General features: G+C 40.1%; 18 protein-coding genes. 8 read left to right on the top strand and 10 right to left on the bottom strand.

Going from position 1 to position 15073, the window contains the following annotated elements; all coding sequences use genetic code 11:
- Nucleotides 1-41: 41 nt before the first annotated feature.
- Nucleotides 42-503: an Lrp/AsnC family transcriptional regulator gene (locus BLR53_RS02495; RefSeq protein ID WP_037437804.1), complete on the bottom strand. Its 462-nt coding sequence runs from the start codon at nt 501-503 to the stop codon at nt 42-44.
- Between the two features lie 225 nt (nt 504-728).
- On the opposite strand from BLR53_RS02495, the gene BLR53_RS02490 reads away from it, so the two are divergent.
- Together BLR53_RS02490 and BLR53_RS02485 are read left to right on the top strand one after the other, a co-directional pair.
- Nucleotides 729-1610, top strand: coding sequence for a sigma-70 family RNA polymerase sigma factor (locus BLR53_RS02490; protein ID WP_074586843.1), 882 nt, complete (start codon nt 729-731; stop codon nt 1608-1610).
- Between the two features lie 3 nt (nt 1611-1613).
- A complete protein-coding gene (locus BLR53_RS02485; protein WP_074586841.1) occupies nt 1614-1994 on the top strand; it encodes a hypothetical protein in 381 nt (126 codons plus the stop codon).
- 116 nt (nt 1995-2110) lie between these two features.
- Here the strand turns inward: BLR53_RS02485 and BLR53_RS02480 are convergent, their stop codons facing one another.
- Entirely contained in the window at nt 2111-2431 is a 321-nt protein-coding gene (locus BLR53_RS02480; protein WP_037437799.1) for a hypothetical protein, read from the bottom strand.
- Nucleotides 2432-2612: 181 nt separating this feature from the next.
- On the opposite strand from BLR53_RS02480, the gene BLR53_RS02475 reads away from it, so the two are divergent.
- On the top strand, nt 2613-3425 hold the full coding sequence (locus tag BLR53_RS02475) for a mechanosensitive ion channel family protein (RefSeq protein ID WP_074586839.1): 813 nt from the start codon (nt 2613-2615) through the stop codon (nt 3423-3425).
- A 6-nt stretch (nt 3426-3431) separates the two neighbouring features.
- On the opposite strand, the gene BLR53_RS02470 is transcribed toward BLR53_RS02475, so the two are convergent.
- Genes BLR53_RS02470 through ribD form a run of 5 tightly spaced genes read right to left on the bottom strand, consistent with a single transcriptional unit; the run spans nt 3432 to nt 8101 of the window.
- Complete coding sequence (locus BLR53_RS02470; RefSeq protein WP_074586837.1) at nt 3432-4661, bottom strand: multidrug effflux MFS transporter; 1230 nt, start codon at nt 4659-4661, stop codon at nt 3432-3434.
- 13 nt (nt 4662-4674) lie between these two features.
- Nucleotides 4675-5553 (bottom strand): nucleoside phosphorylase, encoded by an 879-nt coding sequence (locus BLR53_RS02465; protein ID WP_037437796.1) that lies wholly within the window; start codon nt 5551-5553, stop codon nt 4675-4677.
- 31 nt (nt 5554-5584) lie between these two features.
- On the bottom strand, nt 5585-6199 hold the full coding sequence (locus BLR53_RS02460) for an IMPACT family protein (RefSeq protein ID WP_074586835.1): 615 nt from the start codon (nt 6197-6199) through the stop codon (nt 5585-5587).
- Entirely contained in the window at nt 6189-7049 is an 861-nt protein-coding gene (locus tag BLR53_RS02455) for an EamA family transporter (RefSeq protein WP_074586833.1), read from the bottom strand. Before BLR53_RS02455 ends, BLR53_RS02460 begins: the two co-directional genes overlap by 11 nt.
- Entirely contained in the window at nt 7046-8101 is a 1056-nt protein-coding gene (gene ribD / locus BLR53_RS02450; protein WP_074586831.1) for a bifunctional diaminohydroxyphosphoribosylaminopyrimidine deaminase/5-amino-6-(5-phosphoribosylamino)uracil reductase RibD, read from the bottom strand. Before ribD ends, BLR53_RS02455 begins: the two co-directional genes overlap by 4 nt.
- An 80-nt stretch (nt 8102-8181) precedes the next feature.
- Here ribD and prmC point away from each other — a divergent pair, with 80 nt between their 5' ends.
- Nucleotides 8182-9024 carry a peptide chain release factor N(5)-glutamine methyltransferase gene (gene prmC / locus BLR53_RS02445; RefSeq protein ID WP_074586829.1) on the top strand — a complete coding sequence of 281 codons (843 nt, stop codon included), beginning with the start codon at nt 8182-8184 and terminating at the stop codon, nt 9022-9024.
- On the opposite strand, the gene xerD is transcribed toward prmC, so the two are convergent.
- A complete protein-coding gene (gene xerD, locus BLR53_RS02440) occupies nt 9021-9920 on the bottom strand; it encodes a site-specific tyrosine recombinase XerD (RefSeq protein ID WP_342342058.1) in 900 nt (299 codons plus the stop codon). The two genes, prmC and xerD, sit on opposite strands and share 4 nt — an antisense overlap.
- Before the next feature lie 43 nt (nt 9921-9963).
- On the opposite strand from xerD, the gene BLR53_RS02435 reads away from it, so the two are divergent.
- The gene (locus BLR53_RS02435) at nt 9964-10383 is read left to right on the top strand and encodes a type II 3-dehydroquinate dehydratase (protein WP_037437788.1); all 420 of its coding nucleotides are present in this window, start codon (nt 9964-9966) and stop codon (nt 10381-10383) included.
- Here the strand turns inward: BLR53_RS02435 and BLR53_RS02430 are convergent.
- Nucleotides 10358-11383 (bottom strand): glycosyltransferase family 2 protein, encoded by a 1026-nt coding sequence (locus BLR53_RS02430; RefSeq protein WP_074586825.1) that lies wholly within the window; start codon nt 11381-11383, stop codon nt 10358-10360. The genes BLR53_RS02435 and BLR53_RS02430 overlap by 26 nt on opposite strands.
- Nucleotides 11384-11485: 102 nt before the next feature.
- Here BLR53_RS02430 and BLR53_RS02425 point away from each other — a divergent pair, with 102 nt between their 5' ends.
- The 3 genes from BLR53_RS02425 to mgtE are packed head-to-tail and all read left to right on the top strand — an operon-like array spanning nt 11486 to nt 14577.
- On the top strand, nt 11486-12100 hold the full coding sequence (locus BLR53_RS02425; protein ID WP_074586823.1) for a WbqC family protein: 615 nt from the start codon (nt 11486-11488) through the stop codon (nt 12098-12100).
- Nucleotides 12101-12103: 3 nt separating this feature from the next.
- A complete protein-coding gene (corA, locus tag BLR53_RS02420) occupies nt 12104-13222 on the top strand; it encodes a magnesium/cobalt transporter CorA (RefSeq protein ID WP_037437781.1) in 1119 nt (372 codons plus the stop codon).
- Between the two features lie 5 nt (nt 13223-13227).
- The gene (mgtE, locus tag BLR53_RS02415) at nt 13228-14577 is read left to right on the top strand and encodes a magnesium transporter (protein WP_074586821.1); all 1350 of its coding nucleotides are present in this window, start codon (nt 13228-13230) and stop codon (nt 14575-14577) included.
- Nucleotides 14578-14651: 74 nt separating this feature from the next.
- Here the strand turns inward: mgtE and BLR53_RS02410 are convergent, their stop codons facing one another.
- The gene (locus tag BLR53_RS02410) at nt 14652-15062 is read right to left on the bottom strand and encodes an organic hydroperoxide resistance protein (protein WP_037437779.1); all 411 of its coding nucleotides are present in this window, start codon (nt 15060-15062) and stop codon (nt 14652-14654) included.
- Nucleotides 15063-15073: the final 11 nt, after the last annotated feature.

Raw genomic sequence — 15073 nt, 5'->3', positions numbered from 1 at the left:
GATGTTTTCCAAATCAACTATCTGCATCTGAATTTGTTTGACTAAAAATGAAATCCGCTGTAGGGGATAATCTCATCAAGTTCAATATAATTCAGCACTCTTTCAACATGTGGAAAGCTCGCGATTTCTCGCTCTATTTCGTGAAATCTTGAAGTATCATTCGTAATGACTTTAATTTTTATATTATAACTCCCTGTAATAGATGTACAAGAACTAACTTCCCGGATCAGTAATAGCTTCTGCCGGAACTTCTCGATTACTTCCTTTGATGTGATGGTAAGTCTGAGATATACGTGCCCTAAGATATCCTGCTGAAGTTTTTTCCTATCAAGCTTTACAACTGTGCTGATGATTATTCCGCTTTGCTTTAACTTTTTAATCCTTTCGCTTATAGTACTGGTGGGCGAGTGCAATATGGACGACATCTGTTTATAAGGTCGATCTGCACTTTCCTGTAATACCCTAAGGATGGATTTATCTATATGATCAATTTTTCGTTTCATAATTAGAAATAAGTTTCACTGCAATAATAGTTAAAATAAAATAACCAGCGGTTACTAAATTAATTTTAGATTAAAATTCGGGAATAAAAACTGGTAAACGCAGTATTCAATATCCATTTCCGAACAAAATATTCTTATTCGTATGTTTATCCGTTTGTTTTTCAGTATAGGTACGCCTAGTTTCCTTACAGTAATTTTAAATCTCATTTTTGTGTAAAAAAATTTATGAGGGAAATAAAAATACTACCGTCAATTACGAATAGGGAACAGGATTCATTTAATAAATATCTAAATGAGATCGGAAAGATTCCGCTGTTGAGTTATGAAAGTGAAGCAGCTTTATGTGAGAAAATTAACCAGGGAGATACACGGGCGGTGTCTGTACTGATTCGTACCAACCTCCGTTTTGTAGTCTCTGTTGCTAAACAGTATCAGCATCGTGGACTAAGTCTGGGCGACTTGGTAAATGAGGGCAATTGCGGGTTGATCCGTGCTGCTGGCAAGTTTGATATTACCAAAGGTTTCAAATTTATATCGTTCGCCGTCTGGTGGATAAGGCAATCGATTCTATTGGCTATTTCTCAGCAAACCAGAACAATACGTTTGCCGCTGAATTTGATTAACGCAATTGCAAAGATTAATAAGATCAGTGCAGTTTTAGAGCAAAAACTGGAACGTCTTCCGAATCAGGCGGAGATCGCAGAGGAAATGCAGACCGAGGAACAAGAGGTTCTCATGCGGCTGATATACGCAAAACACTGTATTTCATTGGATAAGCGGCTGAATGAAGAAACTGGAAGTACCCTTTTAGATATCTACCCTAAGTCTTTAATTGGTTTTGATGAGAAAATTGACCTTCAGTCTTTTAACGAGCCGATTATTGGATTTAACGGAGTATACAGGCAACTGCCAAGGCAAGAAAAAGCAGTGATAGTAAGGTTTTTTGGACTCTTTGGTTACACTTGTTTGTCGTTGGATGATATTGCTCTGGAATTTAAGCTAAGTCGAGAACGGATCAGGCAACTGAAGGATAGTGCAATCAAAAAGATTAAATCGGGATTGAGAGCGAATACTAGTTTAACAGACCATCTAACCAAGCCTAATTAAGATATGCCTTATTATGATATGGCGGAAAGCCTAAGGGAAGAAAAATACCTGCATCAGCTGATTACCGATCTTGAAAAGAACCGGATGGACGATACCGAATATATAAATGAGACATTATTATCTGATGAGATCGAAAGGATTAAGAAAGCGGGAACCCAACACATTCTGATATTTGGTAAACATGCGGAGATCTATATTTCCGTACAGACAAGGTTGATCTTACATCTGGATATCAGGCTAATCGATCACCTTAGAACGCTCAAAGCCAGATATAGTGTTGCATATCAGCAAAAGGATCTGATCTTACAATGTGAACTGCTTCATGATGAGTTATTACGGCTTGTCTGTTTCTACGAGCAACTGATTGACACGATGATTAAGTAAAGCTCAGGAATAAATTCTTAAAAGCCTGGAAGAACTAACCCAACCAGGGCTTTTAAGATATTTTGTCCTTGCATAATAAGGTACCAGGGAATAATGAGGTACCAGCATTTTCTCGCCTAAACAAAAGCTGGAACTGCACTGTCCGGGTCATTTCCCTGAATCTGATTCCTTCTGACATCATTTAGTTCTTTCGGTCGCTTAGGGTAGGTTTCTTTGATCCCTCTAACGGCATCAAACAACAGGAACCCACCTAATAACGCTTCCTGAGCGCCCAAAATCGGGTGCTTAATGATGCTTCTGATACCTCGGTTAAGGATATATGCCCCCGCAATAATGGATACGACCCGTTTTGCAGTAGAGAGATGAGCTGTTTTATTGGTGTCTAATATTTTTTTTGCTGCCAATATGGTCAGATTATGAGTGATTTTGCTTAGCATAGTTTTAATCGAAATAATTTGTGTGTAATTGCCGCTAATCTGAAAAAAATCAGGCTTAGTTTAAGCATATTATTTTAATTCAGATCGCTGTAAATGGAACATTCGTATTGAATTTTTTGTTTTGCGTTTTTAGAATAAATAAACCATTTACCCATATAGACGTTGTATAACTGATTTAATTATGAAAAATCCAGAAAATAATACATCAGAACAATTCTATGACAAGGCGATAGACTGGGTCATATTAAAAGGCCCTAATATCTTAATCGGCCTGGTCTTATTATTTATCGGAATGTGGCTTATCAGGGTTTTTTCCCGTTGGATAAGAAAACGGTTAGTACGAAAGGATTTGGATCCTTCGGTCAAGCCCTTCTTTATTAGTCTTTCGGTTACTGCTTTACGGATTCTGCTGATTTTTACCGTAATGCAGTTTATTGGTATACAAATGACCGTGTTTGCTGCCTTAATAGGCGCAATTGGCGTCGCTGCAGGTTTAGCCTTGTCTGGTACTTTACAAAACTTTGCGAGTGGCGTGCTGATCCTGTTGTTGAAGCCATTCCGGGTTGGTGATAATATCATTGCACAGGGGCAGGAAGGAACAGTTACAGATATCGAGATCTTCTACACAAAAGTAACGACGTATGACAACCGTACCGTTGTGGTCCCGAATGGAAAGCTTTCCAATGAGGTAATTATAAATTATAGTTCCAAGGGAAGCAGAAGGCTGGATATAGAAGTCAAATTTAGCTACGGAATTGACTTTGAAGAATTGAAAAGGCAGATTAACGAGGTTATAGACGAATCTGGCGATATTCTGAAAACGCCTGAAAGACGTATAGGGGTTTCCACAATTGAAGAATCAGGATATAAAGTGATGATCAGTATCTGGTTAAATGCACATGGCTTTAATGACGCCAGATTGAAATTCCAGGAACTCCTTGTCAGGAAACTGAAAGAAGGCGGTCTACCACTCCCTGGAATTCAGGCCAAATAGGCCTGGTTAATGAAGTCCTCCGGTTAAAGCGGATGGATCGGCGTCAATTCTAATTTTGATATTTCGACGTCCCAGCGTCAACATAGCAAGCGCTAAAATTGCAGAGCATGCCATAATACTAGTCATCGGAACCGAAGAACGTACGTCAAACAAGCTGACCGCAATAGATGCGATCGTTCCTAATCCCATTTGAATAGCTCCCATAAGCGCTGACGCGCTACCGGCATTCTTAGTGAACGGCGCTAATGATAATGCTGATGCATTCGGGCTTGCAAAACCTACACAACCCAGAAAAATAAATAGTAAAACAACTGTTTCGGTAATCCCGTACCAGCCGAATATACTTCCAGCAAGAAAAAGCACGCCTGTAACGGTTTGGCAGATCAATGCTGCAAAGATGAGCTGCTCGCTGCTATATCTCCTTAAAAGAACTGAATTGACCTGGCTGGAACCAATAAGTCCTATGGAAAGAATAGCGAATATCCAGCCGTAATTCTCTTCGCTGAGTCCATATATATCCATAAAAAGCATTGGCGACCCTGCAACATAGGCGAACAGGCCGGAAAATGCAAGAGCACCTGTTAATGCATAGGTATAGAACTGAGGTTCTTTAATTACCTCAATAAAACCCTTTATAATCGGGGCCGGTTTTAGCGAGATATCTTTATCCGGCTGATAAGAATTTGGCAATCCGAAAATACTGGTTAACAGGTTCAGAATACCCAGCGCCATTAAAACAAGAAATACAGCATGCCAGCCAAAAGTGGAAGTAACATAACCTCCGACGGTGGGAGCCACCATAGGCGATACACCAACGACAAGCATTAGTAATGCGAATATTTTAGCATTCTCGTTCACTGGGAATAAGTCGCGAACCATCGCTATGGATGCCACAGCGGCTGCACAGCTACCTATCGCCTGAACAAAGCGCCAGATAATTAACTGCTCAATTGTATTTGCGTAAACGCAGCCTAATGAGGCTAAGATATAAACGAATAATCCAATGTAGAGAGGCTTTTTCCTGCCGAACTTATCCAACAGGGGTCCATATAATAATTGCCCGGCAGATATGCCAATAAAAAAACCAGATAAAGACAGAGAGACTCTGGCAACCGTGGTGTTGAGATCTTTAGCGATTGCCGGAAACCCCGGAAGATACATATCAATTGAAAATGGGCCTAATGCGGTTAAAGAACCTAAAATTAGAATCAGGACCAGTTTACTTTTTTCTTTCATGTTTTTTTGACGATTATGGGTTATAGTCAATCAGTTTTTCCAAAACTATTTGAATAGCAGCCTCTACTACCTGATCTGGATTTTTACTAAACTGATAATTAACCCGACTGGCTAAAATACCATTAACAGACAGCGCTTTATGGCCTAAAGCTTTCGCAAGGGCATAGATACCTGCTGTTTCCATTTCTAAATTGGTAATCCGCTGATTCTGATAGTTGAAGCTGTTGATCGTGGAAATGAATCCGGAGATTGTAGATTTAGCACGCACTTGCCTGCCTTGTGGTGCGTAGAAGCCAGGAGCAGTAACTGTAATGCCTTTTTCCATACCGGAGCCAAAATGATTCAGTAAATCCGGATCGGCTGCAGTTAAATAGGGAAGGACTCCTTTAATCTCAGCAAAATGGGCTTTAGCTGCATGGAGAATATCCTTTTCATCGGCTGAATTATTCTGCTCATAATAATGCATTAAGGCATCTAAACCAAGTCCGTAAGACGACGCTAAAATAGTTCCCATAGGCAAATCTGCCTGCACTGCACCTGATGTACCTATGCGAATAATATTCAGTGATTTAAGTTTTTCATTAACCGTCCGCGTTTTGAAATCAATATTCACTAAGGCATCAAGCTCGTTAATTACAATGTCGATATTATCAGTTCCAATCCCTGTGGATAGAACAGTAATTCTTTTTGAACCTATATATCCCGTTTGTGTCAGGAACTCACGTTTACCTTTTTTAAGTTCAATCCGGTCAAAATGTTTCGTAATCGCCGGAATCCTTTCCGGATCACCCACGGTAATTACTGTATCAGCTATATCTTCTGGTAATAAGTTAAGGTGGTATACAGACCCGTCTGGATTAATGACCAGGTCTGCTTCGGATATCTTTTCCATAGAGTATTTTAAGGCCGCTAAATTAAGGTTTTTATACGGTGGCGAGATATTTTATTTCTACTGAACCTAAGTTTTCAAACTGCTGAAGAACCTGGTTCAACTGGTTCTTTCTGACTTCCAAATGCATGACACAATCATTATCAAATTGTTGTGAAAGCACCTTAAGCTGCTGCTCTTTAATGATTCGCATGACGTCATTCATTGCGATATATGCAAAGCTGATTTGATATTGGTCATTTACAGTTTTATCGACAATTTCGGATGCTATAATAGACTCGTTAGCAGCATTTTTATAAGCGTTAATTAAACCAGGGACTCCTAACAATGTGCCGCCAAAATGCCTGACAACTACAATGAGCAGATTAGTTAGGTCAGCGGATAACATAGCATTTAATATCGGTCTGCCGGCAGTTCCGGAAGGCTCTCCGTCATCATTGATACGAAATACACTTCGATCCTGTCCTAAACGGTAGGCATAGCAAAAATGATTTGCTTTAGTGTGAATTGCTCTGAGTGAGGTTAGATAACCTTTAACCTCCTGGTCAGTTGTAATAGGGTAGGCATAAGCTATGAATTTGCTCCCTTTATCCTTGAACAGCCCTTCAGATGGTGCAGCTATAGTTTTATAAGTATCATCAAACAGCATGGTGAATAGATAGTGTGATTAGCAATATGGCCAGAAGTGCCATTACGATTCCGAAATAATTGGTTTTGGACAGCTTTTCTTTGAAGATCAGTACTCCGACAATGCTGCCTGCTACGATTACACCCATATTCATAGCGGCAAATACAGTCGACGGTTCTGCTGATAGCGCACGGTGTGCTTTAAGATAAAACAAGATATTTCCGAAATTAAAGGCTCCCAGGATCAGGCCGCAAAGCACATTGATTAACTGAAACTTTTCCCTTTTAATAAAAATCCTGTACAGGACAATGAGTATTGAAACGAGAAAAGAAATCAGAAAAATACTCACCAGCACGGTGGTGTATGGGATAACTAAATGAGAGGCCAGCTGTTTAAACAGTACATCCACTACGCCAAACCCGATGAATACCAGAATCGGAAAGATAAAATGCTGACTCTTACTTTTCCCTGAGTGTTTCATCAGAATCAGGATGATGGCTGTAAACCCTGCAACCAGTCCGGCGATTTTTAAAGTATTAAAGCTTTCACCGAAAAGATATAATGCCGCAATAATCGGGATAAAGAGTGACAGGCGCTGCGCAATATCCGTTTTTACTATTCCAGCCTTGCTAACTGAGGACGCCAGAATCAAAAAAAGTAAGGGTAGAATGATTCCCAGTGAAAGCGACAGCAATGGAGGAGCCTGTAATAACTGTGCTGGTTCTGGTCGGAAAAAGAACAGACCAAGGGCAGCTGCAGCTACGTAGTTAAAACTGACGGCCTGTAGAACATTGATTTTGTACCTTCTGGCCAGTTTCAATAAAATACTGACAATAACACTGCAACAAACACTAAACAGAATATAGATCATGTGGTAAAAGTATTAGTGTAAATAGTCAGCTGGTCTTTATCAATGGTAGTCAGAGAGGTAATGTTTCCATTTATCTGAGGGCTCAAAGTTCCTGTCTTCCAGCTATCTGTTCCGGTAAAAACTCGGGCTTCATCCCAAAGACCGGATGATATAAACTGCTCCAAAATATGGGCACCTCCTTCAATAATTATAGACTGTATATCCATCAGATAAAGCTGGAAAGCAATCTTCTGCGGCAGATAAAAATGCATATCTTCCATTTGAATATAATGTATATTTCCTTCAACTGTGGTTTTCTTCTCATTAAAAATGACTGTTTTGGCCAGATCGTTAAAGATTTTGGCGGTTACAGGAATCTCCAGGTTTTTGTCAATAACGATACGTATTGGATTTTTACCAGGCCATTCTCTCGCACTTAATTGAGGATCATCGGCAATAACAGTTCTTTTTCCAACTAGAATGGCATCTTCTTCTGTCCGCCATTGATGTACCAATTTCTTTGAAAGCGGACCGCTGATCCATTGCTGGACGGCATTTTTTGGAGAGAAATAGCCATTTGCTGTTCTTGCCCATTTTAGAATAATATAAGGCCTTTGCTGTTCTATTCTAGTAAAGAATCGTCTATTTATCCATTTACATTCTTCATCGAGGATTCCTGTCTGCACTTGGATACCTGCATATTTTATTTTTGAGATACCCTTTCCATTAACATCAGGAAAAGGATCAGTATTGGCAACTATGACTTTTCCTAGCGCGTGTTTGATTAGAAGATCTGCGCAAGGCGGCGTCTTTCCAAAGTGGGCACAAGGTTCTAGCGTTACATAAGCTGTCGCGTCTTGAAGTAAGGCCGGGGCATTCGCTCCATGCTGGCTGAATACGTGGTTTACTGCATTTACCTCTGCATGGGCTTCTCCGTACTTTTTGTGATAGCCTTCACCAATTATTAACCCGTCTTTTACAATTACGCATCCGACAAGTGGGTTTGGACTTACAGCTCCCTGACCTTTAGTGGCCAGTTCCATAGCACGTCTCATATATAGCTCATCACTCATAACGCAAAAGTAAGCCAATTAATGCTCAAAATAAATTTTTAAAAATATGGCGACTTAAATAATAATTACTTTTGGACTTTATGAAATTCAAAGAAATTGAACAGCTATATCTAGAAGGCCTGGTAGGACAATACGATTTAAATGAAGTGAAAGGTATTTTTTCGTTGGTAGTGGAAAGTATTTGCGGGTGGTCTATAAACCAAATTAATATTCACATCCATCAGGAGGCTAGTATTTTAGAATATAATAACTTGATATCTGCTTTAGCTGAATTAAAAACAGGAAAGCCGGTGCAGCACGTTATTCATGCTGCCTGGTTTTATGGAAAGCAATTTGAGGTAAATGCAGATGTGCTTATTCCAAGACCAGAAACAGAAGAGTTGGTCGAATGGATACTACAGTCATTAAATACCAGTGCCGACCTGTTAGATATTGGGACGGGTAGCGGATGTATTGCCATCACAATCAAATCTAAAAGAGCGGATGTAACTGTCAGGGCTATGGATGTTTCCAAAGATGCATTGGCCATAGCCAAGAGAAATGCAGCATTGCATCATACCGATATCGAATTTCTTCAGGAGGATGTCTTAAATTATACTACCGAGCAAAATTTTGATGTTATTGTCAGTAACCCGCCGTATATAACCCAACAGGAGAAGCAAGAGATGCATAACCATGTTTTATTACACGAGCCTCATCTCGCGCTGTTTGTGACGGATGAAAACCCACTCATCTTTTATAAGGCTATAGCTGACCTCGCGATGAATGTGCTTAAACCGGAAGGCTATCTGTTTTTCGAGATCAACGAGTACCTTGGGAGAGAAATGATGGATATGCTAAGAGATCGGAATTTCACCGATATCCTGCTAAAAAAAGATATGCAGGGTAAAGATCGGATGATCCGATGTAAAAAGGGTACTTAAGATCGGGGATGGTACTGTGTAACAACTTCTTTAAGGTAATCTCTGTCCAGGTGGGTATATATTTCGGTAGTTGTAATGCTTGAATGGCCAAGCATTTCCTGCACTGCCCTTAAATCTGCACCGCCTTCTACAAGATGTGTGGCATAGGAGTGACGGAAGGTATGCGGGCTGATACTTTTACTCAGTCCAACATGGGCAGCCAGTGCTTTGATCATTGTAAATACAGATATCCTGGATAATTTTGTCCCTAATCGGTTTAAAAAGATAAAATCTTCATTTCCACGTTTTATATGGAGATGAACACGTACCTGGTTTAAATATATCAATGTATACTTCAGTGCCTGTGCACCGATTGGGATAATACGTTCTTTGTTACCTTTTCCGATTACATGAAGGTATTCTTCGGCGATATTAATATCGGAAACCTTAAGCGACACTAGTTCAGATACCCTCAAACCGCAACCATACAGCATCTCCAGAATTGCCTTGCTACGGACACCTTCTGGCTTGGAGAGGTCTATGCCGTCAAGCAGGCTATTAATCTCCATGATATTCAATACATCCGGGAGACTCCTGTGCTGGCGTGGAGTTTCCAGGTCTGAAGTAGGATCTGCATTGATTAGCTCCTCTAGTAAAAGATAATTAAAATAGGATTTAATGCCTGATATAACCCTTGCCTGGCTACTGGCAAACATACCCATCTCACTGAGATACTGGATAAAGCTGTGCAGGTCTTCATTTTTAATTGCTTTCACCTCAAATGCCTTTCCTTTGATCTCCAGGAATTCGGCTAGTTTTTGCACGTCATGAAGATATGCCTCTACAGAATGGGCTGATAGACGCTTTTCCAGCATTAAATAAGCTTTATACGACTGCCGGTTAGGATACTTAATCACACAAAAATTTTATTTTAATTATTTTAAGGCTAAGTTTGAAGGGATGAAGATACAAATTATTAACGGCCCTAACTTAAACCTGCTGGGGATACGCGAGCCAGGTGTTTATGGAAACAGAAGTTTTGAAGATTACTTTCAGGAGCTTAAGGCAGCTTTTCCTGAAATTGAACTGACTTATTTTCAAAGTAATGTAGAGGGTGAACTGATCAATTGCCTGCATGAAGGTGGGTTCTCACTAGATGGTTTTATTTTGAATGCTGGTGGTTATACACATACCTCTGTAGCGCTGGCAGATGCTATTTCAGGAATAAATACACCCGTGGTAGAAGTCCATGTCTCCAATATTTACGCCCGTGAAGAATACCGGCATACCTCGTTAACCGGTAAGAATTGCAAAGGTGTGCTGACGGGTTTCGGCCTCGATGGTTACCGGTTAGCTATCGAAAGCTTTTTAAAGCCGTAAATTTCTTCAGTCCCTGAATAAAAAAGGCCCAGACAATACTTCCGGGATATACGCCTGTATGTCTGGAAAATGGCAATTGCGTACCTGCTCTTTTGGATGCAGTTCTTCTGAGCTGTTTTAGAAATTCGAAATGTGCTTTGCTTACAGCTGCAGAAAATCGGAATTCACCTTTTGCAGCAAATTGCAGCCAAGCGATAAAATCAAGAGACATGCGAATGAAAAGAGCGAATGGCACCTCGGCAAGAGGGAGGTTCTTCTGCATAATCATCAAGTTGTTTCGAAAGTTTAAATAGGCTTTATAAGGATTTTTAGCATCCAGCGTCGCCCCGCCGACATGGTAAACTTCTGCCTGTGGGCAATAAATGACCTTCAAACCCAGATTCTTCAGTCTCCAGCAGAGATCAATCTCCTCCATATGTGCAAACAAGTCTGGATCAAGGCCTCCACTTAGCTTCCAATAATGGCTTTTGATAAAAAAGGAAGCGCCGCTAGCCCAGAATATTTCTCTTTCTGCTTCATATTGCCCGAGATCAAATTCGATTTGGTCAAAGATTCGCCCCTGACAAAATGGAAAAACATTCCTATCAAGAAAACCGCCTGCTGCACCGGCATATTCAAACTGTGTTTTATCTTTCTGCCATTTAATCTTAGGCTGTGCTGCTGCAATAATTAAGTCAGACTCCATTGCTTTGATAACCGGTTCTATCCAATTCTCGGGTACTTCAACATCTGAATTGAGCAAAACCAGATAATCTGCAGTAACATGATTGAGAATCTGATTATAACCCTCGGCAAATCCATAATTCCGGTCATTTTCGATAATCCGAATTAAGGGGTAATTCTCGCGAACGTAAGTGACTGAATCATCTGTAGACGCATTATCGCCGAGGACAATTTGTAAGTTCGGATATACAGACCTGCAGACGCCGGGCAAAAACTTTTCCAGAAGAGATTTACCGTTCCAGTTCAGGATGACTACAGCGACACTTGGTTCAGACATGCGTATAATAGTGGTTTCGTTTATAAAAATAACAGGCAATGTCCAAAAAGCCTATTTTTATGATTATTTTGCCGGATTAAAAATGCAAACATAGATTAACCAATGCACAATTCAGCTATTTTTCCTCTTTTTTATCTTCCGCCAGTAAGTTATTTTTCGGCATTGAAGAAACATGATTTCTCCGTATTACTGGAAAAGGAGGAACACTTTCCTAAACAGACTTTCAGAAACCGGACCAAAATCTACTCTCCGAACGGAGCACTGGATCTGTTCCTTCCGGTTATAAAAGGTTCGAAGTACCATACCAAAATGAAGGATGTTAAAATCAGTTATGATTTTAAATGGCAAAGGCTGCATTGGCTCAGTATGGAAAGCTGTTACCGTAATTCTCCTTATTTTGAATTTTATGAAGATGATCTGGTGAAATTCTATGAGCAGAAATTTGAATTCTTGTTCGATTACAATCAGGAATTGCTGTTATGGATCTTTAAACAACTTAAACAGAGCCCCGAATTCGGTTTTACAACAGAATATATTGCAGAAGTTCCGCAGGAGCTGGATTATAGAGTGAAAAATAAGTTCCGATTGTTGGATAATGAAGCCGGAGAGGTAAAACAATACCATCAGGTATTCGCTGAAAAGCACGGATTTATGTCAAACATGAGCATTGTTGATTTGTTATTCAATCAAGGGCCTCAGGCTAAAAATTACATTTAAAGAATGGAAAAAAAGGTCAAGTCCAGAAAAAAGAGAGAAAAGTTTAAATTACCTAAAGCGGGCTCCAGTCCTGGACTTGTATATATAGATGAGAATGCATTACAGCCTAAAATTGTCCTGCACAAATTTAATCAGGCTGGCTTTGAGACTAAAAAATTAAATGATCTGAACAATCTGTCTCAGCTCATCAGTGATAAAAGCTTTACATTCTGGATTGAAATTAAAGGTTTCAAGTCAGAAAAGATGTTTGAAACCATTAGTGATGACCTTCATATCAATAAACTCGTCATCGAAGATATTACCCGGACCTATCAGCGTCCTAAAATGGATGAATATGATAATTACATATTTGCCGTTAGCAGAATGTTGCTGCTCGATGATGAAAAGAACCTGGAAAATGAGCAATTATCATACATTCTAACCGATAACATGCTGATTACCTTGCAGGATAAATACGAAGACTGCCTGGAGCCTGTGAGACAGAGACTCAGGGCAGGTAAAGGAAATATCAGGGCCGGGGGGAGCAGTTATGTATTCTATGCGATAAATGATACTATTATTGACACTTATTTTGAAATCCTAGGTATTTGGGGTGATGATCTGGATACTATTGAAGACAGGCTTTTTGACAAACCTGATCGCACTATCATGTTTGATACGCAGATGATAAAAAGAAACCTAATTAGTATCAGAAGGGTCGCCTGGCCGGAGCGTGATAAGTTAAATGATATGCTCCGTACCGACAATCCACTTATAACGGAGGGAACCAAATTATATGTCCGTGATGCTTATGATCACTGTATACAAATCATTGATATTATTGAATCTCTCAAGGAGATTTCAGCAAGTAATATAGATATGTATCTTTCTATAATCAGTAACCGGATGAACCAGATTATGAAAGTATTGACCGTTATTTCGTCTATTTTCATCCCGCTGACATTTATCGCCGGAATTTATGGAATGAACTTTGCCAAAGAAGATCCGGTTACAGGGAAGTTAATGCCCTATAATATGCCGGAACTTTACCAGTCCAACGGTTATTTGGTTACGATACTTGTCATGTTGTTTATCGCAGTAGCGCAGGTACTCTATTTCTGGAGAAAAGGTTGGTTTAAATAAAAACAATGCAGTCTTACGAACTCAATAAAACTGACGTCTCTAATATCAAGAAAGCGCTCAAGGGCGATGACGCATACTTATCTGTATTGTTGAGTGAATACCATGCTTCAGAAATCGCCATCTTATTTGAGAGTCTAAAAATGGATGACAGGGAGAGAATACTCAACCTGCTGGACGTTAAAATCGCTTCCGACGTAATTTCTGAAATGCATGAAGAAACGCATCCGGAGGAATTATTACTCCAGATGCATCCTGAAAAACGGACAGAGATTGTAGAAGAGCTTGATTACGATGATGCTACCGATATTATTTCGCAGCTCGAGGAGCATGAGCAGAAAGAAATCCTGGGTGATCTTAACGAAGATGATGCAACACATATCCGTAAGCTCCTTACTTACGATGAAGACACCGCCGGCGGCTTAATGAATACCGAATACATTAGTATTCAGCTGCATTTATCTAAGAAGGAAGCGATCGAGGAAATTATTCGTCAGAGTGAGGCAATCGAGGAGTTCTATACGATTTTCGTAGTCAACAAAGATCATGTATTTAAAGGGATTGTCTCTTTAAAAGATATAATTAAATCAAGGGGTGACATTCAGATAACCGGCCTTTTGAAAACTGATGTAGCTTGGGTAAGACCAGAAACTGACAGGGAAGAGGTCGCCAGATTAATTTCACAGTACAATATTACCAGTATTCCAGTTCTTGATCACGAAAATAGGCTGCTTGGAAGAGTAACATTTGATGATGTTATTGACGTAATGGAGGAAGTTAACACCGAAGATATCCTGAAAATATCAGGGGTTTCTGAAGATGAGGAACTTAGTGGTAACTGGGTTGAGGCCGTTAAATCAAGGCTTCCCTGGTTAATTATTAACCTGGGTACAGCATTCTTAGCTTCTGCGGTGGTCCGCAGTTTTGAGCCTACTATAGCTAAGATCGCCGTGCTTTCGGCCTATATGACGATTATCGCTGGTATGGGTGGTAATGCCGCTACACAGGCTTTAGCTGTTACTGTCCGTAGGATCTCGCTTTATGACCTTACGGATAAACAAGCCTACCGCACTGTATTAAAGGAATTTACTGTCGGATTGATTAATGGCGCGGTTACCGGCCTGATTGTTTTTGTTTTCGCGATAATTTTCGATGCGAACGCTATGTTAGGTGTTGTTATTTTCCTGGCTATGACGGGTAATCTTTTAATAGCTGGTGTTACGGGGGCTGGTATTCCATTGGTGCTCAAAAGGGTAGGGATAGACCCTGCAATCGCGTCCTCTATTATTATCACCACCTTTACCGATGTATTTGGGTTCATGCTACTGCTGGGATTAGCAAGCAAATTGTTGCTTTAAAAAAGTGTATTTAAAAAGAGGGAGCCGGGATATTTTCCCGGCTCCCTCTTTTTAAATATTGATAATTTCTACCGTTAAACAGCTGTAACTCTTGTCTCAATATTACCTCGGGTCGCTTTTGAATAAGGGCAGGCTTTGTGGGCTTTATCTGCCAGGCTCTGAGTTTCCTCATGACTAATTCCCGGAATATGTACATCTAGCTCTGCAGAGAGTACAAATGCATTACCATCCTGGTTAAAAGCTACCTGTACATTCACTGTCGCTTCAGACACGTCAACACCCTGATTTTTTGCTACAGCTGCCAAAGCTCCAAGATAGCACGGGCCCCATGCTGCTGCAAATAATTGTTCAGGATTAGTTGCACCTCCCTGACCACCCATTTCTTTAGGTGTCCTTACATCAAACTCTATTGTTCCGTCACTTGATTTAATATGGCCGTCACGGCCGCCGCTCGCAATTACGCTCGCTGTATATAACTTTTCCATAAAATGCATTG

The organism is Pedobacter antarcticus (assembly GCF_900103515.1).
Lineage (GTDB): Bacteria > Bacteroidota > Bacteroidia > Sphingobacteriales > Sphingobacteriaceae > Pedobacter > Pedobacter antarcticus.
Note: the sequence above shows the minus strand (reverse complement) of the source record. Positions and strands in the feature narration are given on the sequence as shown.

Coding starts and splice junctions, on each gene's coding strand:
- BLR53_RS02425 (WP_074586823.1), top strand. CDS start 11,486: ATGCACAATTCAGCTATTTTTCCTCTTTTTTATCTTCCGCCAGTAAGT.
- BLR53_RS02460 (WP_074586835.1), bottom strand. CDS start 6,199: ATGCTGTTTGATGATACTTATAAAACTATAGCTGCACCATCTGAAGGG.
- BLR53_RS02495 (WP_037437804.1), bottom strand. CDS start 503: ATGAAACGAAAAATTGATCATATAGATAAATCCATCCTTAGGGTATTA.
- corA (WP_037437781.1), top strand. CDS start 12,104: ATGGAAAAAAAGGTCAAGTCCAGAAAAAAGAGAGAAAAGTTTAAATTA.
- mgtE (WP_074586821.1), top strand. CDS start 13,228: ATGCAGTCTTACGAACTCAATAAAACTGACGTCTCTAATATCAAGAAA.
- BLR53_RS02470 (WP_074586837.1), bottom strand. CDS start 4,661: ATGAAAGAAAAAAGTAAACTGGTCCTGATTCTAATTTTAGGTTCTTTA.
- BLR53_RS02435 (WP_037437788.1), top strand. CDS start 9,964: ATGAAGATACAAATTATTAACGGCCCTAACTTAAACCTGCTGGGGATA.
- prmC (WP_074586829.1), top strand. CDS start 8,182: ATGAAATTCAAAGAAATTGAACAGCTATATCTAGAAGGCCTGGTAGGA.
- BLR53_RS02485 (WP_074586841.1), top strand. CDS start 1,614: ATGCCTTATTATGATATGGCGGAAAGCCTAAGGGAAGAAAAATACCTG.
- BLR53_RS02475 (WP_074586839.1), top strand. CDS start 2,613: ATGAAAAATCCAGAAAATAATACATCAGAACAATTCTATGACAAGGCG.
- BLR53_RS02410 (WP_037437779.1), bottom strand. CDS start 15,062: ATGGAAAAGTTATATACAGCGAGCGTAATTGCGAGCGGCGGCCGTGAC.
- BLR53_RS02490 (WP_074586843.1), top strand. CDS start 729: ATGAGGGAAATAAAAATACTACCGTCAATTACGAATAGGGAACAGGAT.
- BLR53_RS02455 (WP_074586833.1), bottom strand. CDS start 7,049: ATGATCTATATTCTGTTTAGTGTTTGTTGCAGTGTTATTGTCAGTATT.
- BLR53_RS02465 (WP_037437796.1), bottom strand. CDS start 5,553: ATGGAAAAGATATCCGAAGCAGACCTGGTCATTAATCCAGACGGGTCT.
- BLR53_RS02480 (WP_037437799.1), bottom strand. CDS start 2,431: ATGCTAAGCAAAATCACTCATAATCTGACCATATTGGCAGCAAAAAAA.
- ribD (WP_074586831.1), bottom strand. CDS start 8,101: ATGAGTGATGAGCTATATATGAGACGTGCTATGGAACTGGCCACTAAA.
- BLR53_RS02430 (WP_074586825.1), bottom strand. CDS start 11,383: ATGTCTGAACCAAGTGTCGCTGTAGTCATCCTGAACTGGAACGGTAAA.